Source organism: Mucilaginibacter aquatilis (genome assembly GCF_009755275.1).
Classification (GTDB): domain Bacteria; phylum Bacteroidota; class Bacteroidia; order Sphingobacteriales; family Sphingobacteriaceae; genus Mucilaginibacter; species Mucilaginibacter aquatilis.
The window spans coordinates 494036-513153 of the sequence record NZ_WQLA01000003.1; the positions used below are offsets into that span (position 1 = coordinate 494036).

A 19118-nucleotide genomic window follows, 5' to 3' on the forward strand; every position below is an offset into this window, starting at 1 on the left:
TTAGTGTTCAATGAAATAATCGAGGTTGATCTTTACTTTTAGATTCGATCCAAAGAAATGCGGAACCTTTTTGAGGTTTTGTAAACGTCCGACCACAATAGCCGGATGTGTGGAATATTCCCGGGCAATTCTTCGAACAATCTTTTCATCGACTTGCTGTTCATCAATCTGTTCTAAAAAAGTATCCGGAAGCAACCAATCACGAGCGAAATCATTCGCTTCCTGTTCTTTATTACTGTCATTTTCCACACCCTCAAATTCCTCTATAAAAACGTCTTTTTTCCCATGTAATAAGATGTGCCCAGCTTCGTGGTAAAATGTGAACCAAAAATGATCATTGGTCTTATACCTATCTGTAATTTGGATCAAAGGTGTCCCGCCGACCCATCGAGCAGCACCACTGATTGGTGCTTTTGGAAGACTGTTCGAATAAATAACTGCAACTCCAGCCTGCTGACATAATGATTGTAGGGTAGTTGGAAAATCTTCCGGTTGTGATTGTACTAAATTTTTAACCTTCTGAAGAACTGACTTAAAAGTATCTTTTTTAAACTCCGGATATTGTTGTTTTCTTAGCTTTAGTTCTGCAATCCTTAACCAAGCTGCCATACTGCTTAAAAGCGTCTTATGATTCGGGCTTTTTCTAAAACTGGTCTGCGCGTAATTTTCGATATACACGTTTTCCCATTCAACTGGCGAGACTACGCCATAGAATTGCAAGCACTCCTCGACCATTTCCGTTCCAACCTTATCACTTTTTAAATACCCGAACTTTTGTAATTCTTTGACCGGTTGTTCTTTTAGCCAATCCAGGCATTGTTCTAAAAATTCCTCTTGCTCGATTCTCGCTAACTTCTCACGATAAAACATTTCGCGGTTCAGCCAGAACTGCATATCTATACCCAAAACTTTTTCTAACTGCATAGCGGAATTAACCGTTATAGGAGCTTTTCCTGAGATCAGGTCATTGATCTTTCCAGGAGTTTTCCCCATGCGTTCAGCTAACTCAGCTTGGCTCATTTTTAGATGCTGAAGAGTTTCCAAAATAGTGTCCCCAGGCTTAGTTAACAATTCTCTTTCTATTTTTATATTGCTGCTCATGTCTCTTCTTTTGATATGGATTAATGGTAATCTGTCGTATCTATAATCCTGATATCGGTCACTTCCAATGTTTCGATACCACCGAATTCCTTTTGAGGAACAGGATCATGGTTGATGTCGAATATCATCCGGTGATTCCCTGAAATGTCCAATGCCCATTCGCCTTGCATATCGCCTGAAAGCGGGTGACAATTTGCCGCAGGGATTTGCATCAGTACTTTAAGATTAGGGGATGCTTCAATATCATCCAATCTCTGCTGTACTTTCTTAGCCATTGTACCGTATGCCTTTTTAATTTCGGCTGCGGAACAAAGCTTTTTCTTGATCTTGTTTGAACGGTAACTAATGTTCATTTCAAAAATTTTAATTACCGATTTTCGGTAATATTTTTACAAACTTACTTAATATTTTTTTAAATCCAAATTCCTTAGCTTTTTATACCGCTGAAAATGAGTGGACTTGCGTTGAGGTTTATTCTAATACAACATATTTAAATGCAAGACAATGACATGTTTAAGATTTTTTTAACGTTTTCCCTAATCAAGATAATTTGCTTTGAAGCATCTTCATGTCTTCTTTTAACTTCCGTTCAACAACCTTAGCATAAATCTGAGTGGTCGTAATTTTAGTATGACCTAAAATCTTGCTTACCGTTTCAATAGGCACACCATTAGATAATGTTACGGTGGTAGCAAAAGTATGCCTAGCGATATGAAAAGTCACATTCTTAATAATGTCACATCGGTCAGCAATCTCCTTTAGGTAGCTGTTTACTTTTTGATTAGATATTTTTGGAAACACTCGGCCGTCGTATAAAGCCCGCTCATTATCTTTATACTTATCAAGAATAGCTAACGCTTTGGGCAGTAACGGCACTATCACAGGTATAAGCGTCTTTTCACGGCATGTCCTAATCCATCGGTCGCCGTCAGCACCCATTACTATATGCTCGGGCTCAAGATTGCTTACATCCACGTAGGATAGGCCCGTATAGCAGCAAAAGACGAACATGTCTCTCACCATTTCCAAACGCTCAATTCCAAACTTTTTTTCTTCTATAGCTTTTAGTTCAACTTCCGACAATTGCTCTCTATTTACTTTTTGAATTTTAAGTTTATAAGTGGCGAATGGGTCTGCATCTATCCAGTGGAGATTTAAGGCCAGGTTGGTCATCTTCTTTAACCGGATGATGTGTTTCATCACTCCATTGTTATTAAGCGGCTTTTGATGATCTTTCGGTTTGTGGTTACGTAAGAAAACTTCGAAGTCTTTCACAAACTTGTAATTAAGCTCACGTAGGTAAATGTCAGTAGCCTTATAATGCTCTTCAATGAACTTTTTTAGGTACCGCTGGGTAACAAAGTAATGCTTAAGCGTACTCCATTTCAGGTCAGATGTAGCCGTTTCATTATGGTAGCTCATTAGGCTATTAAGCGTAAAGGCTTCTTCCTTCTCACCGAGGAAAAGGCTCTTGATCGATTTTGTGTCAATGAATTTTCCTTTCAATTGCAATTCCTTATAGCAATTTCCCAACTTCAAGCGTACCTCTTCAAGGAATGTTGAGAGCTTTTTGACCTGATCCCGAGTTCCCTTTGGGTATCCCTTGTCAACATCCCACATCTCTATTGGAACACTTTCTTTCAATCCAATGAGGCATTTTTCCCTATTTACTGTAACTGCCGCGTAGAGCGGAGCTTTACCATTTTTCGCTTTATAGGCTCTAACTACAAAGTGCACTCTGAATGATTGTGATGTTTTCATTTTTTATCTCCTTATTTAATGTTCAAATTGATGTAGCAGGCTACATATTCCGTGCATGTAAAGTGGCCGATGAAACCTAAAAAATACCGTAACCGATTGCATTTCAACAAATTGCATCGAAACTGAGCACCTAAGTTAAAAACTTAAAAGAGGTGCTCAGTTAGGTGCTCAGAAGTTTGGCTTTCTTTGGGGTTAGGAAGGGGATAATTAATGAAAAAACCCCCTAAATAAGCTATTTAAGGGGTTTTAGGTACTCCTGGAAGCGGAGTTTGTGCGCCCACCTGGGCTATCTCAGTATCTCTGTTATCAATTGATTATCAGTAACTTACGAGGGTCACAGCCAGCACTGGGTGCCGTTTTAGGTATCCACCTCTCAAGCGGTATAAAAGTACTAATAAGTGCTGAAAGACACCGAAAATCCGGGCTAAAAATTGGTTGTTTCCTGGTTCGAGCCCAACTAGGGCTAAACTTATATTTCGATCATAAATTATCGAGGTCCTAAACTATTTCTAAAAAAGCAACTGATATCAGCCGCTAAACATTATGCAGCGCCTCCAAATGGGCTCGTGTCAGAAACCAAAAATCGTGAGTTTTCTACTCTAACCAACTGGCCTATAGTGCAATCACGTCCAGTGACTTATAAATGCAGTTGATTGATTCTGCAGTCAATTTTAATGAATAATTATGAGGTAACTTTTTGCTAACCATGAATTAGGAATATTAATCGTGGACTGCCTAACTTATACTTTTTGGATGACGAAGACCATCCATCAAATTATTTACTTTGAACCATAAGGTAAAAGATACTACCTAAAGTTAGTTTATCGGTAAAAATTATTTCGTTCACAAGAATTAACAACAGCTTATTTAAAGTAAATCTTATAAACATGAAAATCTTAGTAGTTGGTGGAACAGGCTTGATCGGCAAATCAGTCAGTAAGAAATTGGTTGAAACTGGTCACGAGGTAATTATCGGATCTCCTTCTAAGGGCATAAATATTATTTCCGGGGAAGGGCTCGCTGATGCCTTGAAAGGCACTGAGGTTGTTATTGACCTCTCCAATTCTAAATCGCCGGATGACGAAACAGCTTTAAACTTTTTCCGCGCGGCCGGTAAAAATCTGGTAGCATATGAAAAGGCAGCTGGTGTAAAACACCACTTGGTGTTATCCATCGTGGGAACGGACCGTGCGCAATATATCGGCTACCTTAAAGCAAAAACGGAACAAGAGGATAATATTAAAGAATCCGGTATCCCCTACACCATTATCAGGTCCACCCAATTTCATGAGCACACTCCAACAATTATTGCGGTTCAGGGAAACGAAACCCAGGTCAATGTTTCGACGATCGACTATCAGCCTATTGCGGCTGAGGACGTTGTCGACTTGGTGTTACAATTCGCTTTAGCACCACCCAAGAATGGCACAGTGGAAATTGCCGGCCCTGACCGTGCGCCAATGACCGAATTTGTTCAAAAGTATCTTAATGCGAAGGGTGATAGCAAAATAGTCGTATCAGACGACGAGAATAAATATATGTTTTTTGATATCCCTAAAGATGGATTGGTACCGCTTGATAAATTTCACTCCGGTCGAATTGATTTTGAGACCTGGATACAATCTCATTGATCAGTTGCATCAAAAAGCCCCCATTTATAAATAAAATAATTTCGAATAGGAGATTACAAGCTGACCAAGCGGATTATTTAGATATCTGCCTGGTTTTACTACCGCTATGATTACCGTAAACCATTTCAGAAACCGCATCAAAAAACTACATTATGTATCGGGGCTAACGCTTTCGCTTTTTATAGGGTTTCACCTCATCAATCATTTATATGCGATCGCGGGTCCTGAGCGACATATAGCGATCATGGATATCTTCCGAAAGATCTACCGGAACCCAATCGTCGAAACCCTACTTCTGCTCGTCGTATTTCTTCAGGTGATAACTGGTGTTCGGCTGGCTATCCGGCGCAAGGCCCAACTCCCTGCAGAAAGGTTGCACGTCTATTCTGGATGGTACCTAGCCTTCTTTTTGATCGCACATGTCGGCGCGGTCCTCTCAGCGAGATTTGTTCAACACCTGGATACTAACTTTTATTTTGGAGCCGTAGGCTTAAACTTTTCACCATCGGTCTATCTGTTTGTACCGTATTACTTTTTAGGGGTTGCTGCGATCAGCATTCATGTGGCTGCCATCCATTATCTCAAAACCGGGTCAAAAATGATGTCTTACGGCATTGGTACGATCGGCATTATGACATCAACAATAATCATACTTGCTTTTACAAATTGTTTTCAGGGCAGGGCTATGCCAGTTGAATACATAAATTTTATGAAGGCATTCTTTGGTAATTAATATTACCTTGAATCACTTTACCTCTTTTAATGCTTTGGTGAACTTCAGCACCTCCTCATCGGTAAGTGAGGCGAAGCCTAACCTGATACCGTTTACGTCATTATTGTATCTATACAGACTTCCGTCGTTCATGTAGATACCTTTAACAGCTAATCTTTTGGATAGCTCTGGTATTGAATACTCCATATCAAATGTTGTCCAGACGGCCATCCCCCCTTGCGGAACGGTGAAGTGCGCCATATCTCCAATGGATGCTGCCAAAAGATCACAAAACTGGTCACGTCTTTGCCGGTATAACTTAACGGATCGCCGGATATGTCGCTGCATTTCGCCTGTACTAAATAACTGCGCTACTGATTCTTCAAACAAAACGTCTCCACGGATCTCAACCAGTTGTTTTAGCTTAGATGCCTGCCAGATGAAATCCTCACTACCAATTAAATAGCCAAGCCTGATCGTCGGTGCTAGCGTTTTGGATATAGAGCCAATGTATAATACATAACCCTGATGGTCTGCACTGGCTAGTGGTAAGATGGGGCTGTTTTCATAATGAAAGTCATAATCATAGTCATCTTCGATCACCGGGAGCTTATATCTTCTGATCAGGTCCAGAAGCTTCATTCTTCTCTCCGCGCTTAGCGTCACTGTTGTAGGATGATGATGGTGAGGAATGATGTATAACAGATCCGGGCGGGAATCGTTACAAATTCGCTCGACCTCGTCAACATCCATACCGTGCTGATCCACTTTTACCTTGATCAATGTTGCCCCGAGTTGCTCGAATAGCTTGTCTGCCAGCACGTAGTTAAGGTCTCCGACAATTACCCTGCTGCCTGGCTTCAATACCATACTGGCCGCAGTAAAAATCGCTAATTGCGCACCGTGTGTAACAAGCACATTCTCTGATCCAATACTTAGGGCTCGTGTTTTTGAGAGAAAAGCAGCCAGTTCCGTTCTCAAAGCTAAACTTCCGGCAGAATTTCCCGTCATGAGCATGCCATGCAAATATGCCCTGCTCAATAAGGCTTTGTAGCGATTAAATATGGAATTCAGCGGCGCGATCCGCTGATCAGGATAACCATCGTTTATGATCAACTGGTAGGGTTTTAATTCCTGGAAAGGCGGGCGGGTAAAACTCACCTGGCGATAAAAGTCCGGTTTTTCTGACGAAACGGACCCATCAAGTGCTGCTGCTTTAAAAGTTTTGGGATTGATCACCGGAAGTTGTTTAGAAACGAACATTCCTTTTTTGCCAACCACCTCTGTCCAACCTTGTATTCTCAGTTCTTCATAAGCCGCCACTATGGTGGTACGGTTCAATTTCATCATACCGGCCATTTCACGGCTTGCCGGTAACTGGTAGCCTGGCCTCAGTTTACCGCTCCGAATCAAGTTCATCAATCCGTTTGCAATCTGCCTGAAAACAGGTGTGGCCGATCTCCTGTCGATCTCTATAAGATTGCTGAATGGCAATGTTTGGACGGTCATGATATTAAGTTTTGGATGATTAAGGCCAACCAATGACGGCGTAATTTTACGAAAAAATCTAACATGAAAGTATTCCATATCGACAGCAGCGTTCGCGGTGACTGGTCAGTATCCAAAGATCTTACCAGGCATTTTGTACAGCAGTTAAAAGAAAAGTTTCCTGATGCGACGATCGACCATCTTGATCTTGCTGAACATATTCCATCACACCCGACACCGTTGTTTATACAGGCAAATTATGCTCCAGCCGACACCAGGAGCAAAGAAATGTGGGAAGCATTGGCCGAATCCAATTCATTGGTTCAAAGAATGCATGATGCGAATGTGATCGTATTCGGTGTTCCCATGCATAATTTTTCGATCCCATCGATCTTAAAAGCCTTTATTGATAATATCGTCCGGATAAACGAGACCTTCGCCATGACAGTAGATGGCATTGAAGGACTTTTAAAAGATAAAAAGGTATACGTCATCAGCACCCGCGGGGTAGACTTTAATAATCCGCACATGGAAGCGATGGATCAGATAAAACCGTACTTACGGACCGTGTTCGGCTTTATAGGAATGACCGCTGTGGAATTTATCGATGTTTCCCCGGTTCAATTTGCGGATCAGGAAGCTCGGAATGAAGCCATCAGCAAGGCAAAACAGAGCATCAACGTGCACATCAGTAATTTAAATACTGTTGGATAATGGTTCAAATAAAAAAAGTTGCTTCTAAGGATGACGTCATCATTTGTTCAAAAGCGATATTGGAGTTCCGGCCAAATCTCAACGCCGAAACACTGGTGGGGCAAACCTTACGTATGATGGACGAGGGGTTTAAAATTGCTTACATTCCTACTGAAGATCATTCGCAGGCGGCAGCCTTCGTTGGCTATAGAAGTTACGAAATGTATCGCACAGGTAAGATCATCTATATTGACGATGTTTTTACCTCACCCGAATGCAGAGGAAGAGGTTATGCCGCGGCGCTGCTCAAACATATAGAGGCTGAAGCTTTAGCCGCCGGCATACAGTCTATCCACCTTGATAGCGGTTATGCCTTACATCCGGCTCACCGTCTTTATCTGAATCAGGGTTACATCCTACCGTGCCATCATTTTACAAAGCCGTTAAGTTCTGATCATGTACAAGATCAACAGAACAAACAGTGAATAATAGTCCTACCACTTAATTGGAAGACATATATGGCTCGGGAGTTAAGATTTCGGGCCATACTTTTTACAGTATCATCATAGCAAAAGACTGCTTTTGAATATCTCTAACATTTTAATCGTGCTGAATTTAGATTAATTAACAGTATGGAATTTGAACCGCACATCATGCTGCACAAACTGGAAAGAAGCGGAAGCGGTATCAAGTTAGGGCGCTGGGGAGATAAAGATGTTGATAAGGATGAATCCTTTCACCCTCATAGGCACGATCATTATACTTGTATGTTACTTGAGCATGGCGAGATCGACGTATTGCTTGACTTTGAAAATTTTAAAATGTCAGCACGAACGTTGTTCATTTCCTATCCCGGACAAGTACATCAGGTTTTATCATCAAAAAATGGTAACGGGTGGTATCTTTCGTTTGACGACGCCCTGATCGATGAATCAGTTCAAGCCTCTCTAAACAGATCTTTGGCGGAAAAAATATCCGTAACTCTAAGTCCTAGAGAATTTGAATGGTTCATAAAGCTGATCAATTCTATTAGGGATTTAGGTGAGATCAATGACTTGCCACCTCCTGAAGTTGAACATTCGTTATTATCTGCTTTCGTTTCTCAGGCAATTTTTAGTTATCAGAGGCGGCAATTAACCGAACAGATAAACATAGCGTCCAGGCCATTCCTGATCACACGCCGTTTTAAAAACCTGGTAAGGACTAATTTTAAATCAATAAAAAAGCCTGGTGCTTACGCTGATCTGTTAAATATTACGGTTTCTTACCTCAACGATACGGTCAAATGCGTTACAGGTCTGTCATTAACCTCAACTATTCAAAATGAGATCATTAAAGAAGCGCAGCGATTACTTACTTATACTGAAATGACCGTTAAGGAGATCGCAGCCTCATTAGGTTATGATGATCAAAAATATTTCACCAGGTTATTTGGCAAGATCACCGGGTTATCACCAGGCATCTACAGAAGCCGTAGTGTAAATGGTAAACGAGTGTAAAATCGTATAGACGGCTATTAGATATATCATTTTAAGCATGCATAGGTGATTCGTCCACACCTTACCGCTATCTGTCGGATTGATTGCCATTCAATAGCTGCCGTCCTTTGTAATAAAGAATGAGTATTGCAATACGGATCAAAAATTATTAACAAAAAATTGAAAGAATGAGCAGTCAAAAATTTAATAGCGGTTCAAAACCCGCATTAGCAACCACGCCTGATGGTATCGTTGAGTCTTTATTATTACATATTAATTCACTGGATGTAGAAACCATGCTTGGTTTTTATGAACCTGAAGGCATTTTGGTAAATGCTAAAGGCGAACCTCAGCAAGGTCGTGAGGCGATAGGTAAAGAACTGGCGCTATACTTTAGCTTTGGTCTTCCGATGCAGATAACGGCAAGACACATCTTTGTAGCAGGAAATATTGCATCATTGGTATTGGACTGGAACATTGTAGGCACAGGTCCTAACGGTGAGCACGTACATATGGTAGCTACTTCAAATGATATCGCACGCAAAGGAGAAGATGGATTTTGGAGATATATCATCGATAATCCATTCGGTACACAAGTACGAAGTTTATTTTGATTCACGCGTCGTTTTTTAAAGGTCTTCGTTATCGGAGGCCTTTTTTACGTTGTAGGCTAATCACTCTTTGATAAAGGAACCTGACCTAGAATAAACTCAATTGATTTTAATGCATAAAAGAAGCTCTGGACCATCTCTTTTGAGACTTCTGGATCATTTACCTGTGTTTTTAAAGGCATAGTTTTGCTCAAAACAATGAGAGACAAGTTAAAAAACATATCACAGCTAATTACAAGGCTGGCTTTAGGTGTTGGGTTTCTTTACCCTGTAGCGGATCGTTTAGGATTTCTCGGCGCGCCGGGTTCAGGAGTTAATTGGGGTGACTGGAAACATTTCACAGATTACTCGCATACGGTTATGGCATTTTTGCCTCGCGCATTATGTGATCTGAGTGCCCTGATCGCTACTATTCTGGAAATAATTTTTGGGATGTCTTTGCTATTAGGTTTCAAAATACGTGTTACTGCAATTGGCAGCGCCATATTAACGCTTCTTTTTGCTGTAAGCATGATCATTTCTAACGGTGTTTTGGCACCCGTCAAGTATCCGGTGTTTGTATTCGTCGGCGCAAGCCTGCTTTTAGCACAAATGGACTACTTCAAATGGAGCATAGACTCGCTTCTCATCAGTCATAACAAAACGAGTAAGCATTTATAAAATACACAAAAATGGAAAGCAACTTTTTTTATATAACCCGCTCTTTAATGATAGTCAGTGCATTGATCATTTTTTATTACCTGGTCGAGGCTATTTACAGGACTGACCGTTCACACTAAAGCAATTATAACATTCCATTAATGGTTTAATTACTATGTTATGTCACGCAATACTCGAAAAAAGTTTAAATCCAACTCACAGGAATCCGTTCGGATGTTCAAAAGTAACTTGCTTGAACCGCTTTCAAAGGTGCATTACACTGTGCCGTTGTTCCTCTTTATTCCGGTAATATTATATTGTTTATACCGGTGTTTAAATGCAGGGCTTTGGTGGTGGGAATATCTAGTTACCTTTATTATAGGTCTGGTGGTCTGGACATTAACCGAATACATCATGCATCGTTATGTTTTTCATTGTGAACTGCCCGGAGAGATTGGAAAGCGCCTGCATTTTATCATTCATGGTGTGCATCATGATTATCCAAGTGACCGATTAAGGCTTGTTATGCCCCCCTCACTGAGCATTCCTTTAGCAATCGGCTTTTATTATTTTTTCAGGTTCATCATTCCTTTAAGTTATTTCTGGTGCTTTTTTGCAGCATTTTTAATCGGGTATCTGGTTTATGACATTGGCCATTATGCCATGCACCACTTCAATTTTAAAAGCGGGATATTTAAACGGATCAAGCAACATCATATGCTACACCACTACCAGCAACCGGAAAAAGGTTACGGTGTGAGTTCTCCGCTTTGGGATCATATTTTAGGGTCTGTATTTGATAAGGCACAAAGTGTAAAAACGGATCTGCCACGGGGGATTCGTAAATAAATAATCAGGCTAATCATCACCCGGATACTTCAATTAAAAGTGCCTGCCGGGACCAAAAGTGTATACACGGCTTATTCGATATCGGAATTTTATTTACGTGTGCCTTCTGAACTCTACAACAAAGTAAAACTGGACCTGACAACAAAACTACCAACCTATGATTATGCCGAACTTTGTATGAAATTATTAAAGATATGTGGACAACAAATGATATTCCAGGCTTAGGCGGGAAAACAGCGCTGGTGACCGGGGCTAATACCGGGATCGGCTATGAAATAGGGAAGGCGCTTTATAAAGCTGGTGCTGATGTAACGCTGGCGGGCAGGAATGCCGGTAACCTGGAGGCTGCTGCCGCACAAATAAGGACTGAAGTCAACGGTAATGGAACGCTGGCAACCGGCATTCTGAATTTGGGCAACCTTGGGCAAATACAGCGTTTTGCCGAAAACTTCAAAGCTGAAAATACGAAATTGGACATTCTCATCCACAACGCCGGCGTAATGATCCCGCCGCCGTCTCTAACGGATGACGGGTATGAATTACAGTTCGGAGTTAATTTTATAGGGCATTTCGCTTTGACAGCGCATTTGTTCCCCTTACTTAAAGAGGCACCTGAAGGCAGAGTGGTTACCCTCTCCAGTGGAGCAGCCACTTTAGTTTCAACGATAGATTTTGATAACCTCAAACTGGAAAAGCCCTATGAGGAGTGGACCGCCTATGCCGTAAGTAAGCTTGCGGATATCCTCTTCGCTTACGAGTTGAACAGAAGAGTGCAAGCTAAACGATTAAACATCATATCTACTGCCGCGCACCCGGGCGTAACTCGTACCAGTTTACAACGCCATATTCCGCATGATGTATTGGACGGTATGTTAGCGCAATATCCGGAAATAATGGAACCCTGGCAAGGAGCGCTTCCTGCACTGTTTGCAGCTACAGATAGGACAGTATCCGGAGGGAAATTTTATGGGCCGGATGGTGACAAGGAATATGCCGGCTATCCGGCGCTGTCAAAGCATAGTACGCCAGCCATGAATGATGCCTCCTTAGCTGCAAAACTATGGGATTATGCCGAGCGTGTTACAACTTTGAAATTCAATTTTTAATCATCTCCTATCATGAAAGATCATATCATATTGGTAACCGGCGGGTCCGGATTTGTTGGGGTCCACATCGTTTTGCAATTATTGCAACAAGGCTATCGTGTACGAACTACCCTGCGGGACCTCTCTAAACAAGACACTGTTTTGAAGGCCCTGCGGGACGGGGGCATCGCAGATCCTGAACCTCTCCAGTTTTTCCAGGCAGAATTAACCAGTGACCAAGGCTGGAAAGAAGCGATGAAAGACGTAGATTACGTTTTACACGTAGCCTCCCCATTTCCGGCAAAGCAGCCAGAAGATGAAAGTGAGCTGATCATACCGGCTCGCGAGGGTGCCTTAAGGGTATTGAGAGCTGCCAGGGATGCGGGGGTTAAACGCGTTGTCCTGACCTCTTCATTCGCTGCAATAGGTTATAGCAACAACTTACAGGGGCATGTCTTTACAGAAGAGGACTGGACAGATGAGGCTGACCCGTTAATGCCATATATCAAATCAAAAACCGTGGCTGAGAAGGCAGCCTGGAATTTCATCGAAACGGAAGCCCGTGATCTCGAACTGACTGTTATCAATCCTGTGGGCATATTCGGGCCGGTCATTGGTGACATCTCTTCTGCTTCGCTGGATTCGGTAGTGAAAGAAATAATGACCGGCGCGGTCAGCCAAAGTCCGGAATTTACATTTGGCGTGGTGGATGTACGTGATGTGGCAGACATTCATATTAAGGCCATGTTGCATCCCGATGCAAAAGGACAACGATTTCTGGCCACGGCGGATGGCGTGATGAGCTTTTATGATGTGGCCGAACTCATTAAGAAAGAGCGTCCGGAACTTGCAGCGGGAATCAATAGAATAGCACCAACTCCAGAGCGCTTTTATATCAACTTATCAAATGAAAAAGCAAGGCAAGTGTTAACATGGCAGCCAAAAAGCAAAGAAGAAGCGTTGCTGGCCAGTGCAGATAGTATTGCGAAAACGTTATTTTAACCAATATCGGCTGAGCTACTAGTCGTTTGCATTGCCACCCTTCGATACCGCATTCAGTTTGTCAGGCGAACAAATAGTCTTCAAACTGTTTTCTCCTTAATTGATCACTAATGAAAAATATAATTCTATTCTCCTACTGATCTTCGGCTCGCCGGTAATTGCACAACACTCAAATGGTGTGCAGATGGCAGATACATTTATAGTTCAGGATAGATCCAGGTGGTGGTCGGCAGGATAGCCATCGTCTTCCTGGGTCTGGCCATATATTTATTTAATATGGACCGTTGCGTTAGAAAACTGGAAAAGGACCATGAGGTTCAAAAATAACCAAATAAAAAGGGCCGGAAATTATTGCTTTCGGCCCTTTATTGTGTACCTGTTAAACACAGATATAAAACGTCAGCAAGCCGAAATTTACAAGCAAACTCGCAAAGAATGCGGTCAGCGTTACCCGGATACCGAATCCTCCCATATTTGCGACCAAGTTGGCGAAAAAGCCGCCGACAGTCAATCCGACCAATAATACGGAAGCATTGTAATAATAAACCAGTACTGCGGGTACTGCCAATACCAAATTGGCGTGTACGACCAGATTAATGAACCACCACATGGTTTTATAACTTTCCTGATTATCCAGGAACTTCAAATACGCCTTCCATGGAGACAAATGAAGACTTTTAAATATTCTGGCCGGTGCAGCGGCAAGAATATGGAGATTAAGTGTAGACATTCTATTTAATTTTAATCAACGAATTAGTTAAGGGAAAGCACTTGTGGGCCAAACTCCTCAAAGTGTATGTTGTCCTTATTTATCCCGGCTGATACAAGGTCTTTGTATTGCTTACTTATGAAGACCGATGGCCCACATAGGAAATAGTGCCCGTTCGGATCGAGCTCCAGTCCATCGATACCCTGTATGTCCAGAAACCCGTTCAATATACCCGCGGCCTGGTCAGTTTCGGACGCTAGATCGTAAAAAATATGATGGCGGACCTGTGCATGTTGATCAGCCAGCTCAGCAACTTGTTTTTTGAACGCATGAACACGCTCGTTCCTGCAACCATGCAACCAGGTGATCGGGAACGGATGTCCTTTGTCAACCAGGCTATATAACATGCTTAACAGCGGTGTAAGTCCGACGCCTCCACTGATGAGGGTAACGGGGGCATCCAGGAGTTCCGGCAACACAAAATTACCTGCCGGGGCCGTTAGGTCAACCATATCACCCTCCGAAACGTGATCATGCAATCTGTTGCTGATCATGCCATTAGCATCGATCTCTTTACCAAGTTCCCTTTTTACAGAGATGCGATAATAACTATCATCGGGTGCACTGGAAAGACTGTACTGCCGGGCTTGATTAACTTGCATTTCCGGTAAAAAGATGCGGAGACTGATAAATTGCCCAGGGACATGCCTGGCAACTTTTCCACCATTTACGGGTACCAGATAGAATGAGGTGATCTCTTCCGATTCCCAAACTTTGCGTTCTACTTTAAACGGTCTCCAACCCGTCCAGCCATGCATCTGACTAGTTTTTTCCTGGTAAAGTCCGCTTTCATGGCCGCTCATGATCGCGGCGAGCTGGTTATAGGCGATCGTCCATGCATCTACAATATCAGGGGTGGCCGCATCGCGCAAAACCTCCTGTATCGAGGCCAGCAGGTGGTGTCCGACGATTCGATAATGTTCAGGTCGAATATCCAGGCTGACATGCTTGTGGCCGATCCTGTCCACCACCGGCATTAGCACTTTCGGATCTGCTATATTCTCTGCATAAGCAAGCACGGCCATAGCAAGCGCCATTTGTTGTTTATCTGTTTTCTGATTACCCATATTGAATATGTTCTTCAGATCAGGGTGATGGATAAACATCCTGTTGTAGAAATATTTAGTTAACAATAAGCCATTCTCACGAAGAATGGGTACGGTTGCCGTAATGAGTGCTTTCTGATCGGTTGTCATAATAAATATATTAATACCTTTTAATCCTTTTATTAACGTAGTAAAGCCAGCGCTGCTTTTGTTACGGGACAAATCTATAGATAAAAAGAATAAAAGACCAAATTATCTTTATTTATCTTATCTTTGTTCAATGGCGATATTTTCAAAAACATGTGAGTATGGTATCCGGGCGGTGTTCTTTATTGCCCACACATCCGCTAACGGACGTCGTATTGGGATCAAAGAGATCGCTGCTGGAATAGATTCTCCGGAATTTTTCTTAGCAAAAATTCTTCAGGACCTGAGCCGCAAGGGTATCATTAATTCTATAAAGGGCCCTAATGGCGGTTTTTATATCAGCAGTGAAAATCTAAAACGTCCTATCAGCGATATTGTAGAAGCCATAGATGGAAATGGATTGTTCAGAGGATGTGCTTTAGGTTTAAAGCAATGTTCGGAGGTCAACCCTTGTCCACTGCACGATGAGTTCAAGGCGATAAGGACTCGTATATACGATATGTTGCGAGGCATTAACATTGATCAGTTCAATCAGGAATTGTTAAGTGGAATACTTTCATTAAAAAAGTAATGGTGATTGTAGGTATTCATTGAGTTAATTCCTTTCACGAAAGGATAATGATGCAAAAGCACTAAAACGGCACCTCAAATCCATAGGCGGATTGTAATACCTTATTGATTAATGAGATAGATGACTGCTTCGAGCCCGATCAGGCGCATGTACAGAATTTGCTATTTTCACATTTAAACTTATCCACTGTAACTGGCTGCAAGTCGTCCACAACTTTGCGGTCTGGAGGATAGTACCTCCCGGTATGTTTAACTGAAAGAACGCCTGAAATTCAAAGGCGGCATACGGGTTCCTATTTAAAAACTATTGCAGCAGCTATTATACCATATCCGCACCCGGTTAAACTTCTCTAAGAAGAGTTTTAAAATACTCGCGGGTCTCGCGGTCTGTACAATAGATATAACAACCTTTCATCCCTCTGGACATCAAAGTTCTGTAGGTGTTTTTGATTATTTTATCTAACAGCGCCTCAGTTTCAACCGGATTGGATTTCATTCTGTCCTTTTTGCCATAAGTTGCTGTATCATCACTCGCCCTTTTGAATGCATCAGAAATCGCCTGCCCGTTTCTGACTACGAAATCCGGACCTATGATCACACCTACATAATCAACTTCCAGCCCTTGACTAGTGTGAATGCATCCGACCTCAGTAACTGACTCGGGGTTCATAATCCATAGCATACCATCGGTTCCTAAATTCCAACGCATGGCAAAATCATGCTCGGGAACGGTGATATCCATGATTGACGGATCCTTCTTGCTAACCCACTTCCAGCAAATCCCTGCCAATAGTCTGGCCTTGTTGCGATCTTTATTCTTTTCAAATATAGTATCGCGGAGTTCATTAGGATCATCAAAAATCCGAAAGTCGTATTCACCCGGGTCCAGTACGACGTTTGCGGTCTTCCGGATCTGTAGGGAATTATCCAGCCAGGCCATGTAACCATCTGAACCGCCACAACGAAATTGAGATGTCAGTTCCATCGTCGTGACGTTGGCATTATAGAATGCAGCCCATTTTCTTATCTCGTCATCCGAACCTATATCAAGAAGTGCTACTTTCTGATCTTCATCAAGGAAAAAGACTGAACACGTGCCGCTGTTGATAATTTCCTTCACCTGATTTTCACCCTTTTTGAACATACCGGATTTTTCATTGAGCCTGTGGGCCTCATCAACTATCAGTAAATCAAACGAATTGGCGGGTGTCTCCGTAAAAATCCCGGAACCTTTGAATAGATTAGAAATCCGGCTCTTTTTAAATGAGCCGGTAAGTTTATTTTCATAAACCACTCTTGGGGCAGAATTTTTGGAAATATAGACAGGCACCAGGCCTTTCTTTATGACTTTGGCCAACAGGTTAATTGCCACAACTGACTTTCCTGTACCTGGCCCTCCTTTAACAATAATTACATTTTTATTTGATGCACTGGAATTGGTTGTGATCGCAAGAACCTCTTCTAAAACCACTTTCTGTTCGTCGATCATAACAAACTCTTCGTTTCCTTTCAACATCGATGCGATGCTGTCTGCCAAAGCTTTTGAAGGCCTGATCCTGCCATTTTCAATTCGGAAAATCAAGTCCCTTTTATCGCCATGCTTTACGAAAGAAGCAATAAACTCTCTCAGTTTGATTTTATCTTCCTGGCAAAACAAAGGTGCTTTAGCGATATACTCACCATAAAAAGAATCTGTTATAACAGAAATATCTTTACAGTTGTGCAGGTAGGCACATGGTTTTAACTGTATATTTTCCGTGTAAACAGTTTCGTTAAAGCCGTGCATCATCGTGGAGTATGACCAGGCCTGGTAACTGGGGTGAACCGTATCTTTTAATCCATGCTCAAAACGGACTTTCACCATCGCATCTTTAGACGTAATATTAATTTTTTCCCATTGTTTAAGTTCGATCAATACCGCATGTTCAACACCTTCGGCGTCCTGACCAGATACGATAAAGTCAATTCTGCTGCCGGTCTGAGGTATGTTGTATTCGATCGCGATTCCCGCATCATCAGGAATGGTATTTGATCTTAAAACACTACTCATGTAAGGCAGAGACGATTTCCAGGAACGGTATTCGCTTTCTCCAACCTTGCGGTGCAGTTTTTTAAGCACTTCTTCTTTTATAATATCCTCTATAATAAAGTCATCGATGTCATTGAGGAATTCACTTTTTGACTTTTTATAAACGATCATAGTTCGGTGTACTTTTTAGCATTGCCTCTGGCTTTTGAGGCGGGATATTTAATGTCATTTTCAGCAATCTTTTCCTTAATGATTTCGGGGACAGATAGCTGATGCTTTTCAGCGAGAAGAAAGCAAAAAGACAAAATGTCGGCGAGTTCCTCCTTTAATCTTTGAGGATCAACATCTTCATTTTGTTTCCAGAGAAACAGTTCAAGCAGTTCACCGGCCTCAATGGAGATAGCAAGCGATAAGTCTTTGGAATTATGAAACTGCTGCCAGTCCCGTTCATCACGGAACTTAATCAATTGTTGAATGATCTCCTGTATCTCTGACATTTATCTTACGGCTGATTGAAGGCTGCTTAACCTTTTTTTGAATGACGTTCTGGTGACTACCCTGTCGGTAGCGCCATTGCCAGTTAACATAAAAGTAAGCAATCATTTGATAACCGCTAAATTATTTCCATTTACAACTCTACGCAAAGTCGTCACCCACCGACAAGCATGAATCAGACATTAACTACGACCTTAAATCGTTCGCCAATAACTCCAGTAAGGCAAGTTCAGAACCAGCCTGATAAGATGAGCTGCAGTAAATTTCTTTATCCCGGACCTTAAAATAGGCAATGACGTTCCACTCTTGGTGCGGGTGTTGGCAAGTCTTGAACCACTCAATTTCATGTTGACTATAGCCTGTTGAAGAAAGACCGTTTTCCAGGAATTCCCGGATCTCCACTTGCTGATAGTCTTTAGTGAAGTACCATATCACCCCCTCAACCTCAAAGGTATTCAAAGGGATAAAGGTTCCTTCAAAAATAAAACCCCAATTGTCATTACCATCATCAGTAATCGGGATTATTGCTCCGTCCACGTAAACAATCTCTGTGTCCGGTGTAATTTCGTAATAGTTGTTGTGCACCAGTGCTCTCATTTCAATTAATTTTTAATTTTAATAATTAATAATAATCAGTCCGCTTTTCTTTAGCTGTGCGCCCCTCCCCGGACAGCTGTTTTTCAAAAGAAAAAACGGTAAAAAAGAAAGTCAGAAGAGCGGTCGCAAAGGCGGAGCGGAAGAACTATAAATCCCGGAGGGTGGCCGGAACAAAGTGCAGGACATTATGCGTTCGGACGAAACGGCTGACCGAACTTGACGCCGCTTTTGTCCGTTTTTCTGGGAAACAGTGTTAGCCTCCCCTTTGAAGCAGGCATTAAATCGTATTACGGTCAGGTGCCGGAATATTTCAATCGGCTTAGTTGAATTGAGATCCTGAATCATTCAAGGTAATTAAGAGAGTGGAAGTTGTTACGAACATAGTTATCGTCAGCCAGCCGATTCCGACAGCGTC

General features: G+C 42.0%; 21 protein-coding genes. 12 read left to right on the forward strand and 9 right to left on the reverse strand.

Annotation, left to right across the window (positions count from 1 at the left end; all coding sequences use genetic code 11):
* From GO816_RS09895 to GO816_RS09905, 3 genes are all read right to left on the reverse strand, one after another.
* Entirely contained in the window at window positions 1-1101 is a 1101-nt protein-coding gene (locus GO816_RS09895) for a HigA family addiction module antitoxin (RefSeq protein ID WP_157541654.1), read from the reverse strand.
* Between the two features lie 20 nt (window positions 1102-1121).
* Window positions 1122-1454: a type II toxin-antitoxin system RelE/ParE family toxin gene (locus tag GO816_RS09900; protein WP_157541656.1), complete on the reverse strand. Its 333-nt coding sequence runs from the start codon at window positions 1452-1454 to the stop codon at window positions 1122-1124.
* Window positions 1455-1641: 187 nt separating this feature from the next.
* Complete coding sequence (locus GO816_RS09905; protein WP_157541658.1) at window positions 1642-2862, reverse strand: site-specific integrase; 1221 nt, start codon at window positions 2860-2862, stop codon at window positions 1642-1644.
* A gap of 887 nt (window positions 2863-3749) precedes the next feature.
* Between GO816_RS09905 and GO816_RS09910 the strand changes: the two genes are divergently transcribed.
* Together GO816_RS09910 and GO816_RS09915 are read left to right on the forward strand one after the other, a co-directional pair.
* Complete coding sequence (locus GO816_RS09910) at window positions 3750-4493, forward strand: SDR family oxidoreductase (RefSeq protein WP_157541660.1); 744 nt, start codon at window positions 3750-3752, stop codon at window positions 4491-4493.
* A 106-nt stretch (window positions 4494-4599) separates the two neighbouring features.
* Complete coding sequence (locus GO816_RS09915) at window positions 4600-5226, forward strand: hypothetical protein (protein ID WP_157541662.1); 627 nt, start codon at window positions 4600-4602, stop codon at window positions 5224-5226.
* Between the two features lie 12 nt (window positions 5227-5238).
* Here GO816_RS09915 and GO816_RS09920 read toward each other — a convergent pair whose 3' ends face one another.
* The gene (locus GO816_RS09920) at window positions 5239-6714 is read right to left on the reverse strand and encodes an aminotransferase-like domain-containing protein (RefSeq protein WP_198171473.1); all 1476 of its coding nucleotides are present in this window, start codon (window positions 6712-6714) and stop codon (window positions 5239-5241) included.
* Window positions 6715-6777: 63 nt separating this feature from the next.
* Between GO816_RS09920 and GO816_RS09925 the strand changes: the two genes are divergently transcribed.
* From GO816_RS09925 to GO816_RS18825, 9 genes are all read left to right on the forward strand, one after another.
* Entirely contained in the window at window positions 6778-7407 is a 630-nt protein-coding gene (locus GO816_RS09925) for an FMN-dependent NADH-azoreductase (protein WP_157541666.1), read from the forward strand.
* Entirely contained in the window at window positions 7407-7871 is a 465-nt protein-coding gene (locus tag GO816_RS09930) for a GNAT family N-acetyltransferase (protein WP_157541667.1), read from the forward strand. The genes GO816_RS09925 and GO816_RS09930 overlap by 1 nt, the downstream gene beginning before the upstream one ends.
* 147 nt (window positions 7872-8018) lie before the next feature.
* Window positions 8019-8885: a helix-turn-helix domain-containing protein gene (locus GO816_RS09935; protein ID WP_157541669.1), complete on the forward strand. Its 867-nt coding sequence runs from the start codon at window positions 8019-8021 to the stop codon at window positions 8883-8885.
* 167 nt (window positions 8886-9052) lie between these two features.
* A complete protein-coding gene (locus GO816_RS09940) occupies window positions 9053-9478 on the forward strand; it encodes a YybH family protein (protein ID WP_157541671.1) in 426 nt (141 codons plus the stop codon).
* 195 nt (window positions 9479-9673) lie between these two features.
* Window positions 9674-10135, forward strand: coding sequence for a DoxX family protein (locus tag GO816_RS09945; protein WP_157541673.1), 462 nt, complete (start codon window positions 9674-9676; stop codon window positions 10133-10135).
* A gap of 159 nt (window positions 10136-10294) precedes the next feature.
* The gene (locus GO816_RS09950) at window positions 10295-10963 is read left to right on the forward strand and encodes a sterol desaturase family protein (protein WP_232336539.1); all 669 of its coding nucleotides are present in this window, start codon (window positions 10295-10297) and stop codon (window positions 10961-10963) included.
* A 173-nt stretch (window positions 10964-11136) separates the two neighbouring features.
* A complete protein-coding gene (locus GO816_RS09955) occupies window positions 11137-12069 on the forward strand; it encodes an oxidoreductase (protein ID WP_232336540.1) in 933 nt (310 codons plus the stop codon).
* A gap of 12 nt (window positions 12070-12081) precedes the next feature.
* A complete protein-coding gene (locus GO816_RS09960) occupies window positions 12082-13050 on the forward strand; it encodes an SDR family oxidoreductase (protein ID WP_157541675.1) in 969 nt (322 codons plus the stop codon).
* Window positions 13051-13272: 222 nt separating this feature from the next.
* Window positions 13273-13377, forward strand: a complete 105-nt coding sequence (locus GO816_RS18825; RefSeq protein ID WP_317163618.1) for a CcmD family protein — start codon at window positions 13273-13275, stop codon at window positions 13375-13377.
* A 52-nt stretch (window positions 13378-13429) separates the two neighbouring features.
* On the opposite strand, the gene GO816_RS09965 is transcribed toward GO816_RS18825, so the two are convergent.
* Together GO816_RS09965 and hmpA are read right to left on the reverse strand one after the other, a co-directional pair.
* The gene (locus GO816_RS09965; RefSeq protein ID WP_157541677.1) at window positions 13430-13780 is read right to left on the reverse strand and encodes a hypothetical protein; all 351 of its coding nucleotides are present in this window, start codon (window positions 13778-13780) and stop codon (window positions 13430-13432) included.
* 23 nt (window positions 13781-13803) lie between these two features.
* Complete coding sequence (gene hmpA, locus GO816_RS09970) at window positions 13804-15015, reverse strand: NO-inducible flavohemoprotein (protein ID WP_157541679.1); 1212 nt, start codon at window positions 15013-15015, stop codon at window positions 13804-13806.
* 130 nt (window positions 15016-15145) lie between these two features.
* Here hmpA and GO816_RS09975 point away from each other — a divergent pair, with 130 nt between their 5' ends.
* On the forward strand, window positions 15146-15583 hold the full coding sequence (locus GO816_RS09975; protein ID WP_157541681.1) for an RrF2 family transcriptional regulator: 438 nt from the start codon (window positions 15146-15148) through the stop codon (window positions 15581-15583).
* A gap of 339 nt (window positions 15584-15922) precedes the next feature.
* On the opposite strand, the gene GO816_RS09980 is transcribed toward GO816_RS09975, so the two are convergent.
* From GO816_RS09980 to GO816_RS09990, 3 genes are all read right to left on the reverse strand, one after another.
* The gene (locus GO816_RS09980; protein WP_157541683.1) at window positions 15923-17782 is read right to left on the reverse strand and encodes a DUF2075 domain-containing protein; all 1860 of its coding nucleotides are present in this window, start codon (window positions 17780-17782) and stop codon (window positions 15923-15925) included.
* Window positions 17779-18108 (reverse strand): nucleotide pyrophosphohydrolase, encoded by a 330-nt coding sequence (locus GO816_RS09985; RefSeq protein WP_157541685.1) that lies wholly within the window; start codon window positions 18106-18108, stop codon window positions 17779-17781. Before GO816_RS09985 ends, GO816_RS09980 begins: the two co-directional genes overlap by 4 nt.
* A 184-nt stretch (window positions 18109-18292) precedes the next feature.
* Window positions 18293-18703: a hypothetical protein gene (locus GO816_RS09990; RefSeq protein ID WP_157541687.1), complete on the reverse strand. Its 411-nt coding sequence runs from the start codon at window positions 18701-18703 to the stop codon at window positions 18293-18295.
* Window positions 18704-19118 lie beyond the last annotated feature (415 nt).